This is a genomic window from Myxococcus sp. RHSTA-1-4 (genome assembly GCF_020037125.1).
Taxonomy (GTDB): Bacteria; Myxococcota; Myxococcia; order Myxococcales; family Myxococcaceae; genus Myxococcus.
In genome coordinates, this window is record NZ_JAIQDG010000041.1 from 1 (window position 1) to 20,798 (window position 20,798).

Consider the following 20,798-nt stretch of genomic DNA (forward strand, 5'->3'; position numbering starts at 1 on the left):
CGCTCCCCGAAGCTATCGCTACCTCTCCTGCCGCCCCGCCCGCCAGGGAGCCTCCTCCATCACCTTGAAAGGGGTGGTGCTGAGCCCCCCATTCCTCGACACGGAGCTCACTGTGGTGGCCCCTGCGCCGGGCCGCCAACAATGGCGAAGCGCGCTTCGCCCAATCCCCCCGTCGGGAAGGCCCGCCGAAGCCCGCTTCGCCACCGGCCTGAGCCCCTCCACGGGCGCGCCCACCGGGACGGTGTTGGCACTGCTGCTGCATCAAGGGGGTGTGTTCACCGGCCATGCAGGCCGAACCACCCACGAGGAGCACGCAGATGCACGACCTGGACATGCCGCAGGCCGAGTCCTTCGAGTTCGAGTTCAACTCCGAGGGCGAGTGGAATGAGGTGTTCCAAGAAAGTGAGCTGAACGAGCTCGCCTCGGAGCTGCTGGGGGTCCAGAGCGACCAGGAGCTGGAGCAGTTCCTGGGCAAGCTCATCGAGACGGTGGCCAGTACCGCGGGCAAGGTCGTGAAGTCGCCCGTGGGCAAGCAGCTCGGGGGCATGCTCAAGGGCGTGGCCAAGCAGGCGCTGCCGGTGGTGGGCGGCGCACTCGGCAGCATGGTGGCGCCCGGCCTGGGCACCGCCGTGGGCAGCAAGCTCGGCTCCCTGGCCGGCAAGGCGCTGGGGCTGGAGCTGGAGGGGCTGAGCCAGGAGGACCGCGAGTTCGAGGCGGCCAAGCAGGTGGTGCGCCTGGCCGGCGACGCCTCCCGTACCGCCCTCGCCGCGCCCCCGGGGGCCAACCCCGCGCGGGTGGCCGGTGCCGCCGTCGGCAAGGCCGTGCAGAAGTTCGCCCCCGGGCTCGCCGGTGTGGTGGGTGCCATGGCGGGCACGGGAGCCCAGAGCGGCCGCTGGGTGCGCAAGGGCAACCGCATCGTCCTCTTCGGGGTGTGAGCGCCATGGCCGCCGGCTCCTTCGCCTCGTGGGTGCTCGCGCAGGAGGCCCGCGCGCTGCTCACCCGGCTCGAGCGCGTCAAGTCCTTCGCGATGGCGGAGACGATGGTCCCGGCAGCCGCGCTCTCCGTCGAAGCGCAGGCGGCCATCGAGGCCTACCTGCTCAAGGGCCGCCGCGAGCTTCGCACCCAGGTGCGGGAGTTCCTCGCGTGGCTGGAGACGCCCCAGGGGCGCCAGGCCCCGCCCTCCGAGGGCCAGAAGCGCTTCACCTTCCTGCGGCTGCGCTTCAACGTGGTGCTTTCGCAGTTCGACATCTTCAGCGAGGCCCTCAGCCAGCGCAGCGAGGTGGACAACGGCATCTGGCTGGCCGGCCTGGACGTGGTCTCCCGGGACGCGCTGGAGCTGCCCGGCTACTACGAGGTGCCGCCCGTGCTCTGCTACCTGGCCCGGGGGCCTGGAGCCGCCATCCGGCGCGCGCGCACGCGGCTGCCCGGAGGCGGGCAGAGCCCGGTCGCCATCATCCGCGTCCCCCGCGAGCGGATGGTCGGCAGCGGCATCGCCTCCTCGCTCATCCACGAGGTGGGCCACCAGGGCGCGGCCTTGCTGTCGCTGGTGCCCTCCTTGCGCCAGGCCCTCCAGCAGTCCGCGCCGGAGCAGGGCGAGGACGCGAAGCGGGCGTGGGAGCTGTGGGGGCGGTGGATCTCCGAAATCATCGCGGACTTCTGGTCCGTGGCGCGGGTGGGGGTGACGTCCACGCTGGGGCTCATGGGCGTGGTGAGCCTGCCTCGGCCCTTCGTGTTCCGGCTCAACGCGGAGGACCCGCACCCGGTTCCCTGGATTCGCGTGAAGCTGAGCAGCGCCATGGGCCAGGCGCTCTATCCGCATCCGCAGTGGGAGCGGCTGGCGCGCACCTGGGAGCAGTTCTACCCCATCGAAGGGCTGGACCCGGAGCGGCGGCGCGCCCTCGCGGAGCTCGAGGCGAGCATCCCGCGCCTGGTGAGGCTGCTGGTGGAGCACCGGCCCGCCTCGCTCCAAGGACGCACGCTGGCGGAGGTGATGGAGACCCAGGCCCGCCAGCCGGCGCGGCTCACGGCGCTCTACCGGGAGTGGCGCTCCCGGCGCCGGCGGGTGCGGGACGCGAGGCCCTCGCTGGTGTTCGCGGGCATCGGCCAGGCCCGGGCCGATGGCGCCATCTCGCCCGAGGAAGAGGCCCGGGCCATGGCCGAGCTGCTCAAGTACTGGGCGCTGCGCAGCACGGTCGATGCATCCGTCGTCTGCGCCTCGGCTTCCAGGGCGCGGACCTCCGCGGCGGCCGTCCGGCCTCCCGCGCTGCCCATCAATTCGTCAATCACTCGTGGAGGATGAGCATGGCTACCATCAAAATCACCTTAGACCCCAGAGAACCGGCCGTGGTGGGTGAGAGCGTCAAAGTCATCCTGGAGCTCGACGCGTCCCTCTCGGACGACGTCGATCGCCGGTTCGAATGGGCGGTGGACAACAAGCCGACCACCTCGGTCTCGGGGCCCAGGCAGTCCGACGACTCGACGAAACCGCAGCGGTGGCTCGCCCACTGGGACACGAGCGGGTTTCCGGCCGGGCCGCACGAGCTCAAGCTCCGCTACCATGCGGATCAGCCGCCGGACGGGGGGACGGTCACCATCACGGCCACCACGGAGGTGACGCTGGTCGCGGCGCCGGGGGACAAGACCGAGGAGCTGGTGAAATCGGTGGTCAACACCGCCATCAACGTCATGGAGGAGCGTCGCCCGTCGTACCTCGGCGCGCCCCTGCCCGTGTCCTTGCGGCGCACCCACGTCGTGTCCAGCCCGGACGAAATCCTCTGGATGGTGATCCGCAAGAGCACCGACAGGCTCTCGTTCCCGCAGTACGTCGACTTCATCGACACGTACCTCTGCCGGCGGGGCGGGAGCACCGACACCGCCGCGGTGGTGGGCCGGGAGCGCACGGTGGCCGAGGCCCTCTCCCGCTCGCGCCTGGCGCTCCCCTTCACGGGGGTGGAGGCCTACCGCAAGCTGAAGGCCGCCACCGAGGTCTTCATGCTGGTGAATACCGGCGTCATGACGGACTTCCCGGCGCTCCTCGCCGAGCTCAGCCTCTCGGAGGAGGAGCGGCGCACCGGCCACGCCATCGAGGACCCCACCCCGGGTGACGCACTCGGCACCTTCGAGAGCCTGTGGGACGCCTACCTGGAGCGGGTCAACGGCCTGAGGCTGCCGCGGCGGACCCGGGGCAAACCGGTGGGCGAGGGCCGGACGGCCGAGGCCGGCGCGGAGCGCGTCCCCCGCCCGGGGGACTACGAGGCGCTGCCGTACCTGGCCCTCATCCGGGCGAAGCTGCCGGACGTGCCCGTCGTCCCCGGCCTCGGCGTCCAGGAGCAGGACCTCATCGAGTGCTACGGCATCATCCAGCGGAAGCTGAGCCTGCCCGTCTTCGTGGAGCTCATCTGGAGCTACTGGCACGAGGAGGGAATGCTCGTCCAGACGATGAACTACATCAGCCGGCGCTTCCAGAACATCCGCGCGCCGGGCGAGCGGGATCCGCTGGCCAACCTGGAGATCGATCCGCTGCGGCCGCTCAACAACCTGCTGTGGGGCTACGTGCAGGACGAGCAGCACCGGCTGAGCATCCTTCGCCGCGCGGCCGAGTACGCCCACGAGTACGGCTTCACGCTGCACGGCAAGGCGGTGGCCGGGCTGCGCGCGGCGGACCGGCGCTCCAAGTTCCTCGAGTCCTTCCACAACCTGCTGCACCAGTGCACGCAGTTCTTCCGGCAGGACGATGACACCACCGTGGTGGCGGACGGCTTCCCGGTGCTCAACTCCGTGAAGGAGACGCACTACCTGCTGGCGCATGGGGCCCACAACCAGTTCGGGGACATGCCCTCCACCTCGCGCCAGGAGATGCTGATGCAGATGTGGCTCCTGGCGCGCTCGGAGATGCGCGAGTTCCTCGGCGGGCGGGTCATGGTGCCGTACCCGGAGCCCTGGATGGACCGCGTGGACGCCATGAAGGCACTCCAGGGGTGGACGGACACCAGCGTCGTCCATTTCCACGACCTGGCCGTCTTCGGTGAGCGGCTCCTGCTGTCCATCCGCTACGGCGGGTGGAGCGTGGTGAACGATGCGCAGCAGGCCGCCAACTGGGCCCGCTACTGGAGGCCGGACATCCAGAGCTACATCCACGCGTACCGGGCCGTCACCGGCGTGGACCTCACGGCCGACATCACCGACCAGCGGCGCCTGGCCGAGCGCTACGTGGCGCCCTCGGAGCACCTGCGCAACCAGCTGGCCCTGCAGCGGCGCAAGTGAGGGACGCCGCCCGCGCTCGACTTCACCTCCGCGCTCTACCTGGGCCTGAGGCACCCCAGCCGGGCGCTCGAGCCCTGGGAGCAGCTCACCCTGGGGGCCCCCGCGGCCCTCGTGGAACCACCGGGGATGGCCGAGGCCTCCGCGGCGCTCGCGGCGCTGGTGGGAGGCCAGCGCGCGCTGCTCGCGGCCTCGACACTGCATGTGTTCTGGGACGTGTTCGGCGCGCTGGTGGACCGGCGGATGGCCCTCTTCTGGGACGAGGGGAGCTATCCCGTCGCGCGCTGGGGAGTCGAGCGGGCGGCGGCGCGCGGCGTGACCGCGCGGAGCTTCGCCCACCATTCCCCGGAGGCGCTCGCGCGGCAGGTGGCGCGCGGCGCCAGGACGGGACGCCGGCCGGTGGTCGTCACGGACGGCTATTGCCCGGGCTGCGGCGCCCTGGCGCCCATTGACGCCTACCTGGAGGTGATTCGGGCCCACCGGGGCCTGCTGATTCTGGACGACACGCAGGCGGTGGGGATGCTGGGCACGCCCGCGCCGGGCATGCCCTATGGGGCCGGAGGAGGCGGCTCCCTGCGCTGGAGCGGCCTCCAGAAACCGGAGGTCCTCTGGTGCGGCTCGATGGCCAAGGCGCTCGGGGTGCCGTTGGCGGGGGTGGTGGGCAGTGAGGAGCTCATCGGCCGGCTGGAGGCGCGGGGCGAGACGCGGATGCATTGCAGCCCGCCCTCGGTGGCCACGCTTCACGCCGCCGCCCACGCGCTGGAGGTGAACGCGCGGGACGGAGACGCGCTGCGAGCGGCGCTGGGGCGGCGGGTCGGCCACTTCCGGACGTGGCTGCGGCGGGCGGGGATGTCGGCGGTGGGGGGCCTCTTTCCGGTGCAGCGGCTCGGCGCGGTGGACGGGGTGGACCCGAGGGAGCTCCACGCGCGGCTGTCCCAGCGCGGCGTGAGGACCGTGCTCCAGCGCTCGCGCTGTGGCCCGGAGGTGTCGGTGAGCTTCGTGTTCACCGCCCGGCACGGAGTGGAGGAAGTGGAGCAGGCCGTGGAGGCGCTGGAGGAGGCGCTCCACGGGAGACGGAAACCGGGCCGGGAGTCGGGGCCCCGTGCGAGCGAGGAGTGGTGGCATGAGCGCCTGGTACGAAGCCGAAGATGAGCTGGAAGCCTTGTTCGGAGAAGAGGAGGGCGAGCTCCGCCCCCCGCGGAGCTTCCGCGCCCCGGCTCCGCCGCGCCGGTCCTCCGCGCCCCGGCCCCTGAGCCCTTCGCGCCCGAGCCGAGCCGGGATGTTCCAGGCCGCGCCCGTGTGGCCGGGGTCCTGGCGCCAGCGGCGGCGCTGGCCGTGGCTCATCTACGGCGCCCGCCCGTATGCGAACGGTTACGGGTTTCCCGTCTTCCCGCCGCGCTCGGACGCGGAGCCCTACCCGGACGAAGAGAGCGAGGTCGAGTACGAGGCGAAGCGCGGGCCTCTCGGCACCACGATCGGCACCTGGAAGTTCAGGACTTTCCATGGCTGGCATCTCAAAGACGTCCCCGGCAGTCCCCCCCTTCCTCCCATCCCCCCGGGAGGGGGTGTGTACATCGTCGTCCAGGACAAGAAGCTCCTCGGAAAAAGGCCGTCCCCAGACGAGGTCCTCGCCAAAATACGGGCCGACGACATGCTGCCCCTCTACGTCGGCGAGACCGACAACTTCTATCGCCGGTGGATGGGGCGGCTTCGAGATCTGTACCAGGTGGGCATCACCGACCCGGTGGGGCGTTTGCCCCCGTACCACCGCCACATCCATGTCTGGTTCGGACCCATCCCCGCCCCCGCGGGCCCGAAGCTTCGGAAGACGGTGGAGCACGCCATCGTCCGGACCCTCATCCACGCCAAGGTGGTGGCGGAGATCAGCAACAAGAAGCAGAGGAGCGACAAGGACCTGCGGAACCGGTCATCCTTCCTCAAGTTCAGCGCGATAGGAGCCCTCCCCAGTCCCCCGAGTGTCTCGATCGATATCAAGAACCTGCTTCCCCCAGTGCCCTGGTGGATGCAGAGGGAGGACCTCAAGGAACCAGAGAGACTCAAGATACTCAAGACACTCAAGGAGAAGGGCTACACGTATGACTCCAAGACCCGCGTGAGCAACCTCACCATTGGGACGGGAAAGAAATACGAGCTGTTCTTCGGCTGAGGGTCAATCCACCTGCTACTCCTCCCACTGGGCCCGGCGCAGCTGGAGCGCCCGGTCCGTGACGCCGAGCCGCCGGGCGGCGCGCTGGAGGTTGCCCTGCTCGTCCGCGATGGCGAGGCGGATGGCGGTGTCCGAGGCGCTGCGGCCAATCTCCTTGAGCCCCGCTCCGAGCGCCAGCGCCCGGCGGATGGACTGGGCGAACGAGGCGTCCTGCCAGTCACCGGGGCCCTCGGCGGGGGGCAGCTCGTCCGGGGGGATGTCGCCCACGCTCATGGGGCCGGTGCCCACGTGCCGCTTGCAGATGCGGGTGATGAGCTGGCGCAGGTCGCGCACGTTGCCCGGGTAGCTGCGCCTCAGGAGGTACTCGCGGACCGGCTCGTCGAACTCCAGGGGCACGCCCGGGCGCAGCACCTGGAGGAAGTGCCGGGCCAGCGGGAGGATGTCCTCGGAGCGCTCCCTCAAGGGAGGGAGCCGGCAGACCCAGCTGGCGATGCGGTGGAAGAAGTCGCGCCGGAAGGTGCCCCTGGCCACCTCGTCGGCCAGCTCCCGGTTGGTGGCGCAGACGAGGCGGAAGTCCGCCTGGTGCCAGCCATTGCCGCCCACGCGCTTGTAGGTGCGCTCCTGCACCACGCGCAGCAACTGCGCTTGCAGTCCCACGGGCAGCTCGCCCACCTCGTCCAGGAACAGCGTCCCGCCGTGGGCCAGGGCGAAGGCGCCCTCACGCGCGCCCACCGCTCCCGTGAAGGCGCCCCGCTCGTGGCCGAAGAACTCGCTGCCCGACAGCTCCGGCACCACCGTGGTGCAGTCCAGGATGACCAGCTCGCGCTTCTGCGCACGAGCGTCCAGCGCGTGGATGAGCCGCGCCACCTCCTCCTTGCCGGTGCCGCTCTCGCCCAGGATGAGCACCGAGGCGTCGGTGAATGCCGCCACCTCGATGACCTGCCGCAGCACGGAGAGCCATGCCGGGGAGCGGCCCACCAGCCGGGCCTGCACCGTGCGTGATTCAATGAGGTGGTCCACCGCGGCCCAGCGCTCCAGCCGGGCGGCGATCTCCGCCGCGACGTCCCGTGCCCGGTCCCATACCAGCACGTCCGAGGCGCCGGCCTTGAGCAGCCTCCAGCAGGCGCCTTCCGCGAGCGCCGCCCCCGATGTGGCCACCGCGAGCACCCTCACGGAGGGACGGAGCTGGAGCTCCCGCAGGGTCTCCAGCGTGGCCGTGTCCGCGGCGCCGAAGACGAATACCCCGGGGCCGGACAGCTCCCCCACTCCGCGCGGCACCGCTTGGACCCCCACGTGTCCCAGCTTCTCCAGCACGGCCATGCGCTGGCCCGAGGCCTCCTCCCCGACGAACTGGATCCAGGCCTGGAGCATGAAGCCTCCTGGAGAGTTCAGCGGCTGACCACTCAGCGCGACCCATATCCCCCAGCCGCCGCAGTCTCGCGCCTCATGACGGGGCGTGCCCCGTCGCTGTCCGGGGAACCTCGGGAACCGGTGGAAAGACAACAGCCGCGCGAAGGCGAGCCGGTCCACCTCCAAACCCAGTGCTGGAAAGATTCGCAACTCCGGGCGCGTCCGTTCTTCACGGGCTGGAGGGCATGGTCGCGGTAGGACGGCCCTCGGCGGGCCGCCCCCGCACAGAGCCCAACGAGCGCTGCTGTCGTGAGCCTCAACACCCTTCGGCCTGGGGTGGCCCGCGCGCCGGGGCCAACTTCGCACATGCCGTGGGCAAGCCGAGGTGCTCCAGAATCGCCTGCACCCGGGTGCTCCCTTCACGTCCGCCAAGAGCCTTGAGCCTGCCTCCACACCTCACGCTGGCGAACACGTCGAACGTCCTCCTCAGCAGCTCCGCGAAAGTCCACTCGCGGCGTCCTCTCCCTCATCCGCTCCTTCCTGGCCGCTGCCTCAAGCCCCGCGCTCGCCTCCTCCGCACCTGCTTGGGGGCGCGCGCGCGCTGGCGTGGCTGCGCGCGCAGGGCCTGCCGGTGGAGCGCATCATCGCCGGCCCCATCCCGGCCAATCCCTTCGTGCGGGACATCATCGCCCTCGCGCCGGACCGCTACCACTTCGTCAGCGCCAACTTCCTGGAGCCGGAGGAGAACCGCCTCCGCTTCAGCGACGCGAGCCAGCCCCGGGAGCCCCAGCCCGGTCCCGTCATCCAGGCGGCCCTCGCCGCGCCGGAATTGCGAGGGCTCGCCACCTGGCTGCGCCTCACCACGTACGAGGTGGTGCGGACGGAAGGCGGCTGGCGCGTCACCATCCGCGACGTGCGCTACGCGCGGATGCAGAGCAACGGGCTGGGCACCGCCGTGGTGCACCTGGACCGTGAGTTGCGTCCCATGCGCGTGGGGCGCGCGACTGAAGTGGATTACCATCCGGCTTTCCTTCGCGCCTACACTGCGCTGTCGCCCCGGGGAATCCATGACACAGCAGGAGCGTCAATCTTCGCCGCGTAATCAAGATGAGAAGCAGACGGAGAGTCGCTGGGCGGCGGTCTGGCGAGTCTGCCGGGTCGTGCTGGGCGTCTCGCTGTTCGTCGCCGCGGCGGGAGTTCTGGCGGTCTACTACCTGGGGGCCATTTCTCCGTGGGATTGGTCGAAGCGCTTGCACACGTGCTTGCACGGAAGCTGTGAAGTCTCAGGGGGCATTGCCTCGCCGGGGAGAGCTGCCGCGTCACAGGAGGCAGCCAAGGCATCCGCCGCGCAGGACGGCAAGTCGAACGGGACAGGCGTGCTCCTGGTCTTCGCCACCCTCATGCTGCTGGGAGTCCTCTCCCTGCGGCAGCAACTCCAGGGGGAGCGGGCGATGTGGGGGGTGGTGCTGGTGGCCATGCTCGTCGCGGCCTTGGCAAGCAACCTGCTCCCACCCAGTGCGCTCATGGGGTGGGCACTGGCGGCGCTTCCCGCGGTCCTGGTCGTCCACCATGGGTTCTATCTGAGCCTCATCAAGCCCCGGTTCATCTCGCGAGAGGTGTTGACCGGCCGCGAGCTCGGACCCCGCGAACTGGCCAACATCAAGGAGATGGTCGACGCGAATGAGCGCTACTTCGGTACGAGCAACATCGCGCTTCGCTATGGCCTGCCCGCGCTGGCCATCGTCGCCATCGGGGCGGTGGCCGTCCACGTCCTCAACCCCGCCTCCAAAGGCGCGCTCAACATCGTGCTCGTCAAGGACGGGCAGCAGTTGATTGGCAACACCACGCTGGAGGCGGCACGCCTGGGGGCGGTGGGCGCCTACGTCTACGTTCTCCTGTACCTGGGCCAGCGGGGCTTCCGCCATGACGTTACCAGCGGCGCGGCACTCTGGTGTGCAGTCACCCTGGCCTTGGGGCCCTTGATGGCCGCGAGCCTGTCGAAAGTCTGGGTCAAGGGGATGGGGGGCTCCGATGTGGCCACGGGGTGGGGCACGCTGGCCCTGTACTTCGGAGTGGGCATGGCTCCCCGGTATGTGGCGCAGGCCATTGCCCGGCAGGCGCAGCGCATTGGAGCGGACGCGTCGAAGTTCGTCTCTCCAGAGCGGTCCGTTCCGCTGGCGATGCTTCGCGGCGTCACGCCACAGGTCGAGGAGCGGCTCCACGAGGAGGGCATCCACGACGTCGCGGGCATGGCCATGGCGGACCCGCTGCGCCTCCAGCGCAACACCAACTTCGACAAACACCAGATACTCGGGTGGATGGATGCGGCCCTGCTGGCCCAGGCCCTGCCGGATGCCTGGGAGGACCTGGAGAAGAAGGGCCTACGGGGCGCCAGGGACCTGTGCTGGTACGTCAGCGGCTCTGCCGCGGAGAAGGCCAAGGGGTTCAGTGAGCTCGCGGTCAACGGGCTGACCGAGCCCTTGCTGAATGACGTGGCGCTGCGGCTGTCACAGGACTCGCAGGTCCAGCGCATCCAGTTGCTGTACCAGCTCGTGGAGGATGCCAGGAGCACCGAGGCGCGGAGCGCGCAGGGCTCCGCCAGTGAGACGCTGACGTCCGGGCTCAGGGGACTGTCCGAAGTCCCGCCCGCTGCTCCCGTGGCTACGGGAGCAGCGGAAACCCCCGCCGAGGCCCTGCAGGCCCCCGCCGGGGACGGGGCTCCCCGGCCGCAGGCGTAGCGCGGCGGCGAGGGCCTACCGCTTCAAGTCGATGCGCACCCACTCCAACTGCCCTGGCTTCGCGGTGCGCTGGGGAGCGTCACCACGCTGGTAGCCGCTGCCGAGGAAGTCTCGGACTCGGAGATGGAGCTGGGCATCCTCCGGATGACGGGCTCCCGGCTCCAGGCGGCCATGTTCGGCTCCATGCTGCTGGCCGCATGGCTCGACTTCCTCACCCTCGCCGACGTCGTGCTCCGCGAGTGCCCCTACAGCGTCGAGGATTGTCGTCTCCGCCGAGTGGGTGGAGATGATTCGGCGGCTCGTGCAGGCGGGTGTCATCTCCATTCCCGCTGTCAGCGCCGCTGTCCGCATTCACGGCGGGCAGGTGATGATGGCGCAGGCGAACGGGGACCTGCCGGAGGGCGTGCGCGACGCGCTGGGAGACAGTCCGGAAGTGCGTGGCATGCAGGTGACTGGCAGAGCGGGAGCGGGCATGTCCGAGGCACCGAAGCACCACGTCCTGCCGCGAGAGCACCGCGAGTGGTTCGAGCAGCGCGGCTTCAAGGCGAAGAAGCCCGTATGGACGTTGCCATGGCGCTCGGTCGATGGAGTGGCTACACCCCGGAAACCCATCAGGAGCGCGTAGACCAGGCCAGCGATGCGCTCCCTCCCGGACAGTGTGTCGACGTCGTCCGGCTCGAGCCCCAGGACGCGCTCCTCTTACTTCTTCTGCGTGGGCTCGGGAGCCCTGGCGCCGACGAAGCACGTGCAGCTGGCATACTGGGTCGGGGTGTCGCGCTCGGCCTGGGGCGCCGCCTGTCCGGGCCGCTTGCCCCCGCCAAGGTTGCAGAGGGTCTCGACAGAGAGCTTCAGCTTCTTCTTTTCACTCATGGCGTGACTCTGAAATGACCCGAGTGAGACTGTCAATTCAGGGCACGTGGGCGTGGCACATTCCCACCGTCGAGCGTCTTCCTCCATGGCTGACCCCAAGCACAGGCCCCCCGACGAAGCCTTCCCCTTTGTCGCCCGCTTCTTCGCCCTCCGCACGCCGCTGTTGCCGTTCCACGAATTCCAGCGCTGGGGCGAGGCGCTGGAAGCTCCCCACTCTCCACGGGAGACCTCCACGCTCGGGGACGCGCTCGCTCGGGACCAGGTGGTGCTGCGCGCCCGCCTCCGCGTCCTGCTCGACCGGCCCGAGGTGCGTGAGGCGCTGTTCGTCGCCTCTCCGTCCCTCCATGAGAGCCTCGAGGTCTGGCGGCGTGAGCCGGACAGCGCGCACGGCGCCAAGGTGGAGCGCGTCCTGGTGCGCTACCTCGCGCGGATGGCTGGCCGGGCCACGCCGTTCGGTCTGTTCGCGGGCTGCTCGGTGGGGGACGTGGGCGCACGGACGCGGCTGCGGCTCGGTGCCCTCGCGGAGTACCGGCGGCACACGCGGCTGGACATGGACTTCGTCTGCGCGCTCGCGGAGGCCCTCTCGCGCGCACCCGAGCTGCGCCCCCGGCTTCGTTACACGCCCGCCGCGGACCTCTACCTCTCCGGGGGACGGCTTCGGTACGCCGCCTCGCGGGTGCTCGATGGGCTCCGCACGTACCACCTGAGGGCCGTGGAGCCGACGCCCTACCTGGAGGCCACGCTCACCCGTGCGCGGAGGGGCGAGCGGCCCGAGGTGCTCGCGCGGGCGCTCACCGGGGCCGAGGCGGACATCCCTCTCTCCGAGGCCCAGGAGTTCATCGACGCGCTCATCGAGCACCAGCTCCTGGTCTCCGAGCTGCAGCCGGTCGTCACTGGCCCGGAGCCCCTGCCCGCCCTCGTCTCCTGCCTGCGCGAGCTTCCCGGCGAGGACTCCGGGCTCGCCGAATCGCTGAGCTGCGTGCTGGACGCGCTCGAGCGTCTGGACGCTGGGGGCGTGGGTGCACCCGCCGAGCCGTACCGCGAGGTGGCGCGGACGCTGTCCGCGCTCCCGGCGCCTGTTGAACCCTCCAGGCTGTTCCAGGTGGACCTGTTCAAGCCCGCTCCCGGGCTGACACTGGGGCAGAACGTCATCCAGGAGCTGGCTCGCGGTGTCCGGGTGCTGCACCGGCTCGCGCCCACGCCCTGGGATGATGGCCTCGAGGGCTTCCGCCGCGCGTTCGAGGCCCGCTATGGCACGCGCGAGGTCCCTCTGGTGGAGGTGCTGGACGCGGAGGGGGGCATCGGCTTCGAGGGCCTCGCCACCTCGGAGAGCTCGCCCCTGCTGGAGGGCCTGGCGCCGCGGAGCGAGGACCCGGCGGCCACCACGCGCTTCGGCGCCCGCGAGGCCTGGCTCCTGGAGCGCTGGGAGGAGACGCTGAGCACCGGGGCCCAGGTGCTCCACCTGGAGGAGCGGGACCTCGTGCGGGGGGAGGGGAAGGACCGCTCGCCGCTGCCGGACGGGTTCTCGGTCATGGCCACCGTGGCGGCCGGGTCCGAGGAGGCCATCGCGGCGGACCGCTTCGAGGTCTGCCTGGACTTCGCCTCGGGGCCCTCGGGCGCCCACCTCCTGGGGCGCTTCTGCCATGGGGACGCGGAGCTGCGCCGGCGGGTGGAGGCGCACCTGCGCGCCGAGGAGGCGCTGCGGCCGGACGCGGTGTTCGCGGAGGTCGTCCACCTGCCGCAGGGGAGGCTCGGTAACGTCATCGCCCGTCCCGCGCTGCGCGAGTACGAGCTCGTCTACCTGGGACGCTCCGGCGCGCCCGTGGAGCGGCAGGTTCCGGTGACGGACCTCCTCGTGTCCATCCAGGGCCCGCGCATCGTGCTGCGCTCGAAGCGGCTGGGGCGCGAGGTGCTCCCCCGGCTGACCCATGCGCACAACTTCTCCTCCGAGCGGAGCCTCGGGCCGTACCGCTTCCTCGGCTCGCTCCAGCGGCAGGGCGTCCAGGGCTGGCTGGGGTGGAGCTGGGGGCCGTTGAACAGCGCCCGCTTCCTGCCGAGGGTGGTGTACGGGCGCTGCGTGCTGTCGCTCGCGCGCTGGCGGCTGGGGCGTGAGTCCCTGGAGTCCCTGGGCTCCGCGCGCGGCGCCGAGCGCTTCACCCGCGTGCAGACACTCCGGGCCGAGCGGCGCCTGCCCCGCTTCGTGGCGCTGGAGGACGGCGACCACGTGCTGCCGGTGGACCTGGACAACGTGCTCTGCGTCGAGACTTTCGTCCACCTCGTCAAGGAACGAGACACGGCCACGCTGGTGGAGCTGTTCCCCGGCCCGGAGGCGCTGTGCGTGGAGGGCCCCGAGGGCCGCTTCGTCCACGAGGTCATCGTGCCCTTCGTCCGCGAGCAGCCCGCCCCGGAGGCCGCGCGGACCGGGGCCGCGTCACCTCCGTCCATCTCCCTTCCGCGCCGCTTCCTGCCGGGGTCGGAGTGGCTGTTCCTCAAGCTCTACACCGGGGCCGCGACGGTGGACCGCCTCCTGACCGAGGCAGTCGCGCCGCTGGTGGGCTCCCTGCTCGGCGCGGGCGCGGTGGACCGGTGGTTCTTCATCCGTTATGGGGACCCGGACTGGCACCTGCGGCTGCGGCTGCACGGCGAGCCCGAGCGGATGCGCCGGGTCATCCCCGAGGCCCTCATGGCGGCCCTGGAGCCGCTCGAGCGCGAGGGCCTCTTCTGGAAGGCCCAGCTCGACACCTACGAGCGCGAGGTGGAGCGCTACGGCGGACCCGAGGCCCTCCCGCTCGCCGAGCAGCTCTTCCAGGCAGACAGCGAGGCGGTGCTGGAGCTGCTCCCGTGGATGTGCGGCGACGCGGGCGCCGACCTGCGCTGGCGCCTGACGTTGCTCGGCATGGACCGCCTGCTCTCGGACCTCGGCATGGACCTCGAGGAGCGGCTGGCCGCCACCACCGGGGGCCGCGAGGTGTTCGCGCGGGAGTTCCACTCCGGTGCGCTCACGGAGCGGCAGCTCAGCGAGCGCTTCCGCGAGGAGCGTGGAGCCATTGACGCGCTGCTGGAGGGCTCGGCGGACGAGGGCTCCCCGCTGGCCTTCGGGCTGGAGGTCTTCCGCCGCCGGAGCGAGAAGCTCGCCCCCGTCATGTCAGGGCTGCGCGCGCTCCATGGAGAAGGGCGGCTGCACATGCCCCTCCTGCACCTCGCGCGGAGCTTCCTGCACATGCACGCCAACCGCATGTGCCGGGCGTCGGCCCGCGCGCAGGAGCTCGTCCTCCATGACCTGCTGGTCCGCACCTACCGCTCTCGCAAGGGCCGTGAGCGGCGGGGCACCCGTCCCGCGGGGTGAGCGCGCGCGGACCCCTTCGCGGAAGCGCCGGGTCAAATCCATGCCGCACCCCGGGGCCACCCCGGCCAGGCAGTCAGGACCCTGCCCAATACCCCGCTCTCCCGCCTGGCTCCGTGGCGCCGCCGGTTCTCCCACCGCGCGCTCCCCCCGGGCCCGGCGGCCCCCGGGAGCGGCGGATGCCCGAGCCGCTTGACAATCCCCACGGCTGCGACAGACAAAACGCCGCTTCCGTACGGGGAGAGGACATCGGATGATTTCGGTCGAAGGGCTGACCAAGTATTACGGTGAGCACGCGGCCATCCGCGAGCTGGCCTTCACGATTGGCCAGGGCGAGGTCATCGGCTTCCTGGGCCTCAATGGCGCGGGCAAGTCGACCACGCTCAAGATTCTCGGCTGCGTGCTGCTACCCACGTCCGGGCGCGTCGTCATCGACGGCCACGACGTGGTGAACAACCCCCACGAGGTACGCCAGCGCATCGGCTACCTGCCGGACGTGCCGCCGCTCTACGAGGAGATGACGGTGGGCGAGTACCTGGCCTACGTCGCGCAGTTGCGCGGCGTGACGGCCCGGGACACCGCGGCCCGGGTGGGGGAGGCGGAGGAGAAGACGGGGCTGCGCGAGGTGGACGGCGAGCTCATCTCCACGCTCAGCCACGGCTACCGCCAGCGCGTGGGCGTGGCGCAGGCGCTGGTGCACAAGCCGGCGCTGCTCATCCTCGACGAGCCCACCAGCGGGCTGGACCCGCGCCAGATTGTCGAGATGCGCGACGTCATCCGCGGCCTCAAGGGCGCGCACACGGTGCTCGTCTCCAGCCACATCCTCCCGGAGATTTCTCAGACCTGTGACCGGCTCCTCATCATCCACAAGGGGACGCTGGTGGCGCAGGGGACCGAGGAGGAGCTGGGCATGAAGATGGGCGGCGGCGGCTCCATCGAGCTGGAGGTGCGCGGCGACAGGGCGCGCGCGGTGGAGGTGCTGCAGGGCTTCGGTCCGGTGGAGGTGGACCGGGCGGCGGACGGCGTGGTGGCGCTGACGGTGCGCGCGTCGCCGGACCAGCGGCCCCGGGTGGCGCAGGCGGTGGTGGGCGCGGGCCTGGAGTTGCTGCGGCTGGACCAGGGCGCGGGCCAGCTGGAGTCCATCTTCCTGCGGCTGACGCACGGACAGGAGGTGCGGGCGTGAAGGCGCTGCTCATCGCTCGCCGCGAGCTGGCCGGCTACCTGCGGACGCTCAGCGGCTATGTCATCATCGCGGTCATCCTCGCGTTGAACGGGCTGTTCTTCAACGCGTACGCCCTGGGCGGCGCCAGCAAGCGCTCCGCCGAGGTGCTGTCGCAGTTCTTCTATTACTCGAGCGGCTTCACCATCGTCGCCTCGGTGTTCATCTCCATGCGCCTGCTGGCCGAGGAGCGGCAGACGGGCACGCTGCCCCTCTTGTACTCGTCGCCGCTGCGGGACAGGGACATCGTCCTGGGCAAGTTCCTGGCGGGCCTGGCCTTCCTGGCGCTGTACGTGCTGTGCACCGTGTACATGCCGCTGCTCGTCATGGTGAACGGCAAGGTGTCCTTCGGCCACGTGGCGGCCGGGTACCTGGGCCTGCTCCTGCTGGGCAGCGCGTCGCTGGCGGTGGGCACGTTCGGCTCGGCGCTGGCGCGCAACCAGTTGCTCGCGGCGATTACGTCCGCGGTGCTGCTGGTGGCCCTCATCCTCTGCTGGCTGCTGGCGCGAATCACCGAGCAGCCGCTGGCGGACGTCTTCAGCGCGATGTCGCTGTGGAACCAGCACTTCCCGCCGTTCCAGTCGGGGCTCGTCCACGTGCGCGACGTCGTCTACTACCTCGTGGTCACCTACGTGGCGCTGTTCGCGGCCACGCGGGTGCTCGAGGCCCGGAGGTGGCGATGAGCACGCGTCCTGTGGGCAGTGGTCTGCCGGTGACGCTGGTGTACGTCGCGGGCCTGCTCGCGGTCTTCATCGGCGAGCGGATTCTCGGCGCCGGCACCGGCCGCACCGTCTTCTCCGCGTTGGGCATGGTGGTGGCGGTGGGAGCGCTGGCCTGGCGCTTCACCCGCATGCGCTCGGCGGCGGCGGACCGGCGCGCGGTGGAGGGCTGGGTGCTGGGCCTGTATGGCCTGGGCCTGGTGGCGCTGCTGCTCTACTTCCTCCAGTCGGACGCGGGGGCCGCGCTCTTCGGCGGGCCGCTGTCGCAGAAGGCCCCGAAGCTGGCGGTGGTGCTGGCGGCGCTCTTCCCCGCGCTGCTCCTGTGCGCGCTGCTGCCCCTGGCGCTGGTGGAGGTGGCCGCCGCGGCGATGACTCGCGCGCCGGTGCTGGAGACGGGCCGCGCCCGCAGCGCGCTCTACTCCGGGCTGGGGCTGGCCTTCGTCGTCGTCTTCGCCTTCGCGTCCATGTACGTGGCCACGCAGGCGGACGTGACGTGGGACCTGTCCTACTTCCGCACCGCGAAGCCGGGCGACTCCACGCGCAAGGTGATTCGCGGCCTCAACGAGCCCTTGCAGGTGACGCTCTTCTTCCCGCCCGCCAACGAGGTGGGTGAGGCGGTGAACCAGTACTTCCGGGACCTGTCGCTGGAGAGCCCGCAGCTCCTCAACGTGGAGCGGCTGGACCAGGCGGTGGAGCCGGCCCGGGCGCGCTCGCTGGGCGTGCACAACAACGGCACCATCGTCCTGGCGCGCGGTGAGCGGAAGGAGCCGCTCACGGTGGGGCTCGAAATCGACCGGGCGCGCGGCCAGCTCCAGCGGCTGGACCAGGAGGTGCAGCGCCGGTTGCTGGCGGTGGCCCGGCCGCGGCGCGTGGTCTACTTCACCGCGGGCCATGGCGAGCGCGCCGAGTCGCGGCCGGTGCCGGGCGAGACGCCCCGTCCGTCCGTGGCGCAGCTCAAGGAGCTGTTGCGCGCGCAGAACGTGGACGTGCGGCCGCTGGGCATGTCGGAGGGGCTGGGCTCCGAGGTGCCCAAGGACGCCTCCGCCGTGGTGGTGGTGGGCCCCACGCGCGAGTTCCTCCCCGAGGAGCTGAACGCGCTGCGCGAGTACGCGGACCGGGGCGGACGGCTGTGGCTGGCGCTGGAGCCGGACGGCCCGGACTTCCAGCCGCTGCTGGAGCCCATGGGCCTCAAGTACCTGAAGACGCCGCTGGCCAATGACCAGGTGTTCTTCCGCACCACGCGCCAGCAGAGCGACCGCGGCAACCTGGGCACGGCGAGCTTCTCCTCGCACCCGTCCGTCACCTCGCTGGCGGCGCTGGCGGGGCAGGCGCCGGTGGCCTTCCCCGGCGCGGGTGCCATGGACCAGATTCAGCCGCTGCCCAACGCCGTCATGCACGACATCTCCGTGCGCGCGCATGGCGCCACCTTCGCGGACGCCAACGGCAACTTCGCGCAGGACGCGGGAGAGATGCGGCGCACCTGGCCGCTGGTGGTGGCGGTGGAGAAGCCCGCGCCGGCCGGCAAGGCGCCGATGCGCGCCGTCGTCATGGCGGACGCGGACGCGGTCAGCGACCTGGTGCTGGGCAACCTGGGCAATGCGTACCTCGCGGTGGACACGCTGCGGTGGCTCACCGGCGAGGAGTCCATTGCCGGCACGGTGTCCACCGAGGAGGACGTGCCGATTCAGCACACGCGCGAGCAGGACGTGGCCTGGTTCTACGCCACCGTCTTCCTGGGGCCGGCCCTGGTGCTGGCGGTGGGCTTCGTGAAGACGCGGCGGCGGGGCCGGCGCGCGCCGCGGGCCGCGGTGGCGGCGGGAGGTGAGCGATGAAGGTTCGAGACCTGGCCGTACAGGGAGCCCTGGCGGCGGTGGCCCTGGTGGCCGCCTTCCTCGTCTGGCAGCGGGAGCCCGCGGGCGCCCCGGGCGAGGTGACGGTGGTGGATGCCCCGGCGCGCGCGCTGGACGGCGTGCGTTACGAGGACGAGGCCCGCTTCGTGGAGCTGTTCCGCGACGCGCAGGACCGGGACAGGCTCTGGGTGCGCCTGGGCTACAAGCCGCCGAAGCCGGTGCCGCCCGCTGAGAGCGTCGCGGATGGTGGCACGCCGGTGGCCTCGGCGGGCGTGGATGGTGGCACCGACGCGGGGACGGCCGTGGCCGCCGCGGTGGATGCCGGCACGGCGCCGGTGGCCGCCAACAACGTGGAGCAGCCTCCGCCTCCGCGCGAGCTGCGCGCCAACGACGTGGCGGAGAAGCTGTTCCCCCGCTTCGCCCCGCTGCGCGCCATGCGCTCGCTGGGCGAGCTGGACGCGAAGAAGCTGGAGGAGGTGGGCCTGGCCGGAACCCAGCGCAAGCTGACGGTGACGGTGGGGGGCAAGGCGGAGGTCTTCTCCCTGGCCTCGCCGGCGGGAGGCTGGGGCACGCCGTACCTGCGCCGCGAGTCGGACGGCCGGGTGTTCCTCCTGGGCCCGGCGCTGCTGCCGGACCTGGAGAACGCCACCAGCCGGCTGGTGGACCGGCGGCTGCACACCTTCGACCTGGGTGACTTCGACGCGGTGGTCATCACGGCGGCGGGCGCGTCGCGCACCTTCACCGCGAGCGGCAAGGCCCCCGGGCCGGTGTCCCTGGCGCCGGCGGAGTCTCCGGACCGTCCGGACGAGTTCGCTCGCAACTGGCATGACCGGGTGTGGCGGCTGATGCCGCTGGACCTCCTGGGCCGTGGTGAAGTGCCCCCCGGAGGCGAGCCGGAGGAGGCCTTCCGCGTGGAGTACCGCCGGGACGGCAAGCCGGTGGGCGAGGTGAAGGTGGCGCGCGGCGACGGCGGCTTCTTCGTCCGCACCGAGCACACCACCGGCTGGGCACGGCTGCACTCCGGCGTGGACAACCTGGCCTCCGAGGCGGCGAAGGTGACCGCCCAGGTGTCCTCCGCTTCGGGGAAGTGAGCCGGGACTTCGCGGTGGCCTCGTGTCAGGCCACCGCGCCGGGCTCCTCCGCCAGGCCCAGCCGCACGTCCACGAAGCTGTAGGGCGCCCATGGGCCGGTGAAGCGGAAGGCGTAGGTGTCCGAGCGCGCCGCGAGTGACTTCACCCGCGACTCGAAGGACTCCACCCAGTCGCGTCCCACCAGGAAGGCGGCGTTGAGCAGCATCCGGTCCCCCACCGGGGACAGGGTGCGGGAGGCGAAGGCGAGCGGGCGCAGGCCCTCCAGCAGCAGGGCCATGTCCCGCTCGACGCGGGCCAGCAGCGCGGTGCCGAGCCGGCGCTCGTGGTCGGCCTCGCCCTCACCCTCGCCGCGGAGCAGCTCCGGGTTGTCCAGCTCCAGCCGCCGGATGAGGTGCTCGCGGTGGTAGAGCACCTTCAACCCCAGCTCCACCTTGTCATCCAGCGCCTCCAGCGCGGCGACGAGCGAGTCATGTGCCGAGCGCAGCAGCGCGCGCACCTGCGCCTCGGAGCGCAGCACCGTCCCGAAGGCCACCGGCAGCAGCGTGTGCTCGCGCAGCACGGCCTCGGTGACGCGCTGGTGGACCAGCAGGTGGGCCCGCGTCGGGTCCACCACGTAGCCCGGCGCCGTGGACACCAGGGCCGCGAGCTGGCCCTCACGCACCGAGCGCACGTCCGCCGGGGGCACGCCCAGGCCAATCAGCCCGAAGTCCAGGTCGCCCTCCGCGCGCACCACGCCGTAGAGGTACTGGGGGCTCTCTTCGTCCTCCACCGCGTGAGCGAAGGGCGGGGCGGGCGTGACGCGTCCGTTGAGGGCCGCCCGTGGACCTCCCTCCGCCGCGAGCCGTTCCCCGGACGCAAGGGCTTCCGAGGCCGATGGTGTCGCCGCATCCGGGCGCTCCGCGGGCTGGGGGCTGGCGGCCGGCGGCACATCGCCATCACGCCGCGCCACGGGAGGCGCCGCTGGGGAAGCGGAGGCACGCAGCGCGGCTCCCTCGCTCCGCGCCCCAGGCGGAGGTGACGCGGCAACGGCCGACTCCTCGGGAGGGTGGGGTGGGGCCCCGGTGGGCGCCGGAGCCTCCTCGCGCGGCTTCCGCTTCTTCACCGGCGTGGAGACACGTCCCGCGCCGGTGGGGGTCCGGGCCTTGGCGGTGGAGCCTTTTCGGGTCCGTGACGTCCGGGGCATGGTGCGCC

Annotated in this window: 15 protein-coding genes and 1 pseudogene; 13 read left to right on the forward strand and 3 right to left on the reverse strand. The window is 71.6% G+C overall.

Annotated features, from left to right (window positions below; translation table 11 throughout):
• Nucleotides 1-317: 317 nt before the first annotated feature.
• The 5 genes from K8638_RS37900 to K8638_RS37920 all read left to right on the forward strand — a co-directional run bounded on the left by K8638_RS37900 (nt 318) and on the right by K8638_RS37920 (nt 6,427).
• Nucleotides 318-935, forward strand: coding sequence for a hypothetical protein (locus K8638_RS37900; RefSeq protein ID WP_223759609.1), 618 nt, complete (start codon nt 318-320; stop codon nt 933-935).
• A gap of 5 nt (nt 936-940) precedes the next feature.
• Nucleotides 941-2,299, forward strand: coding sequence for a hypothetical protein (locus K8638_RS37905; protein ID WP_223759610.1), 1,359 nt, complete (start codon nt 941-943; stop codon nt 2,297-2,299).
• Nucleotides 2,300-2,301: 2 nt separating this feature from the next.
• Complete coding sequence (locus tag K8638_RS37910) at nt 2,302-4,263, forward strand: hypothetical protein (protein WP_223759611.1); 1,962 nt, start codon at nt 2,302-2,304, stop codon at nt 4,261-4,263.
• 126 nt (nt 4,264-4,389) lie between these two features.
• The gene (locus K8638_RS37915) at nt 4,390-5,412 is read left to right on the forward strand and encodes an aminotransferase class I/II-fold pyridoxal phosphate-dependent enzyme (RefSeq protein ID WP_223759612.1); all 1,023 of its coding nucleotides are present in this window, start codon (nt 4,390-4,392) and stop codon (nt 5,410-5,412) included.
• 127 nt (nt 5,413-5,539) lie between these two features.
• Complete coding sequence (locus tag K8638_RS37920; protein WP_223759613.1) at nt 5,540-6,427, forward strand: hypothetical protein; 888 nt, start codon at nt 5,540-5,542, stop codon at nt 6,425-6,427.
• Nucleotides 6,428-6,442: 15 nt separating this feature from the next.
• Here K8638_RS37920 and K8638_RS37925 read toward each other — a convergent pair whose 3' ends face one another.
• Entirely contained in the window at nt 6,443-7,798 is a 1,356-nt protein-coding gene (locus tag K8638_RS37925) for a sigma-54 dependent transcriptional regulator (RefSeq protein ID WP_223759614.1), read from the reverse strand.
• A gap of 610 nt (nt 7,799-8,408) precedes the next feature.
• Between K8638_RS37925 and K8638_RS37930 the strand changes: the two genes are divergently transcribed.
• The 3 genes and pseudogenes from K8638_RS37930 to K8638_RS37940 form a co-directional block, all read left to right on the forward strand.
• Nucleotides 8,409-8,879 carry a hypothetical protein gene (locus tag K8638_RS37930; RefSeq protein WP_223759615.1) on the forward strand — a complete coding sequence of 157 codons (471 nt, stop codon included), beginning with the start codon at nt 8,409-8,411 and terminating at the stop codon, nt 8,877-8,879.
• Between the two features lie 274 nt (nt 8,880-9,153).
• Nucleotides 9,154-10,515 (forward strand): hypothetical protein, encoded by a 1,362-nt coding sequence (locus K8638_RS37935; RefSeq protein WP_223759616.1) that lies wholly within the window; start codon nt 9,154-9,156, stop codon nt 10,513-10,515.
• Between the two features lie 45 nt (nt 10,516-10,560).
• A pseudogene (locus K8638_RS37940) lies at nt 10,561-11,059 on the forward strand (DUF2380 domain-containing protein); the annotation flags it as partial.
• A 155-nt stretch (nt 11,060-11,214) separates the two neighbouring features.
• Here K8638_RS37940 and K8638_RS37950 read toward each other — a convergent pair.
• On the reverse strand, nt 11,215-11,385 hold the full coding sequence (locus tag K8638_RS37950; RefSeq protein WP_223759691.1) for a hypothetical protein: 171 nt from the start codon (nt 11,383-11,385) through the stop codon (nt 11,215-11,217).
• 85 nt (nt 11,386-11,470) lie between these two features.
• Between K8638_RS37950 and K8638_RS37955 the strand changes: the two genes are divergently transcribed.
• The 5 genes from K8638_RS37955 (at nt 11,471) to K8638_RS37975 (ending at nt 19,607) form a co-directional block, all read left to right on the forward strand.
• The gene (locus K8638_RS37955) at nt 11,471-14,731 is read left to right on the forward strand and encodes a lantibiotic dehydratase (protein WP_223759617.1); all 3,261 of its coding nucleotides are present in this window, start codon (nt 11,471-11,473) and stop codon (nt 14,729-14,731) included.
• A gap of 250 nt (nt 14,732-14,981) precedes the next feature.
• Entirely contained in the window at nt 14,982-15,911 is a 930-nt protein-coding gene (locus K8638_RS37960; RefSeq protein ID WP_223759618.1) for an ABC transporter ATP-binding protein, read from the forward strand.
• On the forward strand, nt 15,908-16,630 hold the full coding sequence (locus tag K8638_RS37965; RefSeq protein WP_223759619.1) for an ABC transporter permease: 723 nt from the start codon (nt 15,908-15,910) through the stop codon (nt 16,628-16,630). The genes K8638_RS37960 and K8638_RS37965 overlap by 4 nt, the downstream gene beginning before the upstream one ends.
• Nucleotides 16,627-18,498: a Gldg family protein gene (locus K8638_RS37970; protein WP_223759620.1), complete on the forward strand. Its 1,872-nt coding sequence runs from the start codon at nt 16,627-16,629 to the stop codon at nt 18,496-18,498. The genes K8638_RS37965 and K8638_RS37970 overlap by 4 nt, the downstream gene beginning before the upstream one ends.
• Entirely contained in the window at nt 18,495-19,607 is a 1,113-nt protein-coding gene (locus K8638_RS37975; RefSeq protein ID WP_223759621.1) for a DUF4340 domain-containing protein, read from the forward strand. Before K8638_RS37970 ends, K8638_RS37975 begins: the two co-directional genes overlap by 4 nt.
• A 25-nt stretch (nt 19,608-19,632) precedes the next feature.
• Here the strand turns inward: K8638_RS37975 and K8638_RS37980 are convergent, their stop codons facing one another.
• A complete protein-coding gene (locus tag K8638_RS37980) occupies nt 19,633-20,790 on the reverse strand; it encodes a GvpL/GvpF family gas vesicle protein (RefSeq protein ID WP_223759622.1) in 1,158 nt (385 codons plus the stop codon).
• Nucleotides 20,791-20,798: the final 8 nt, after the last annotated feature.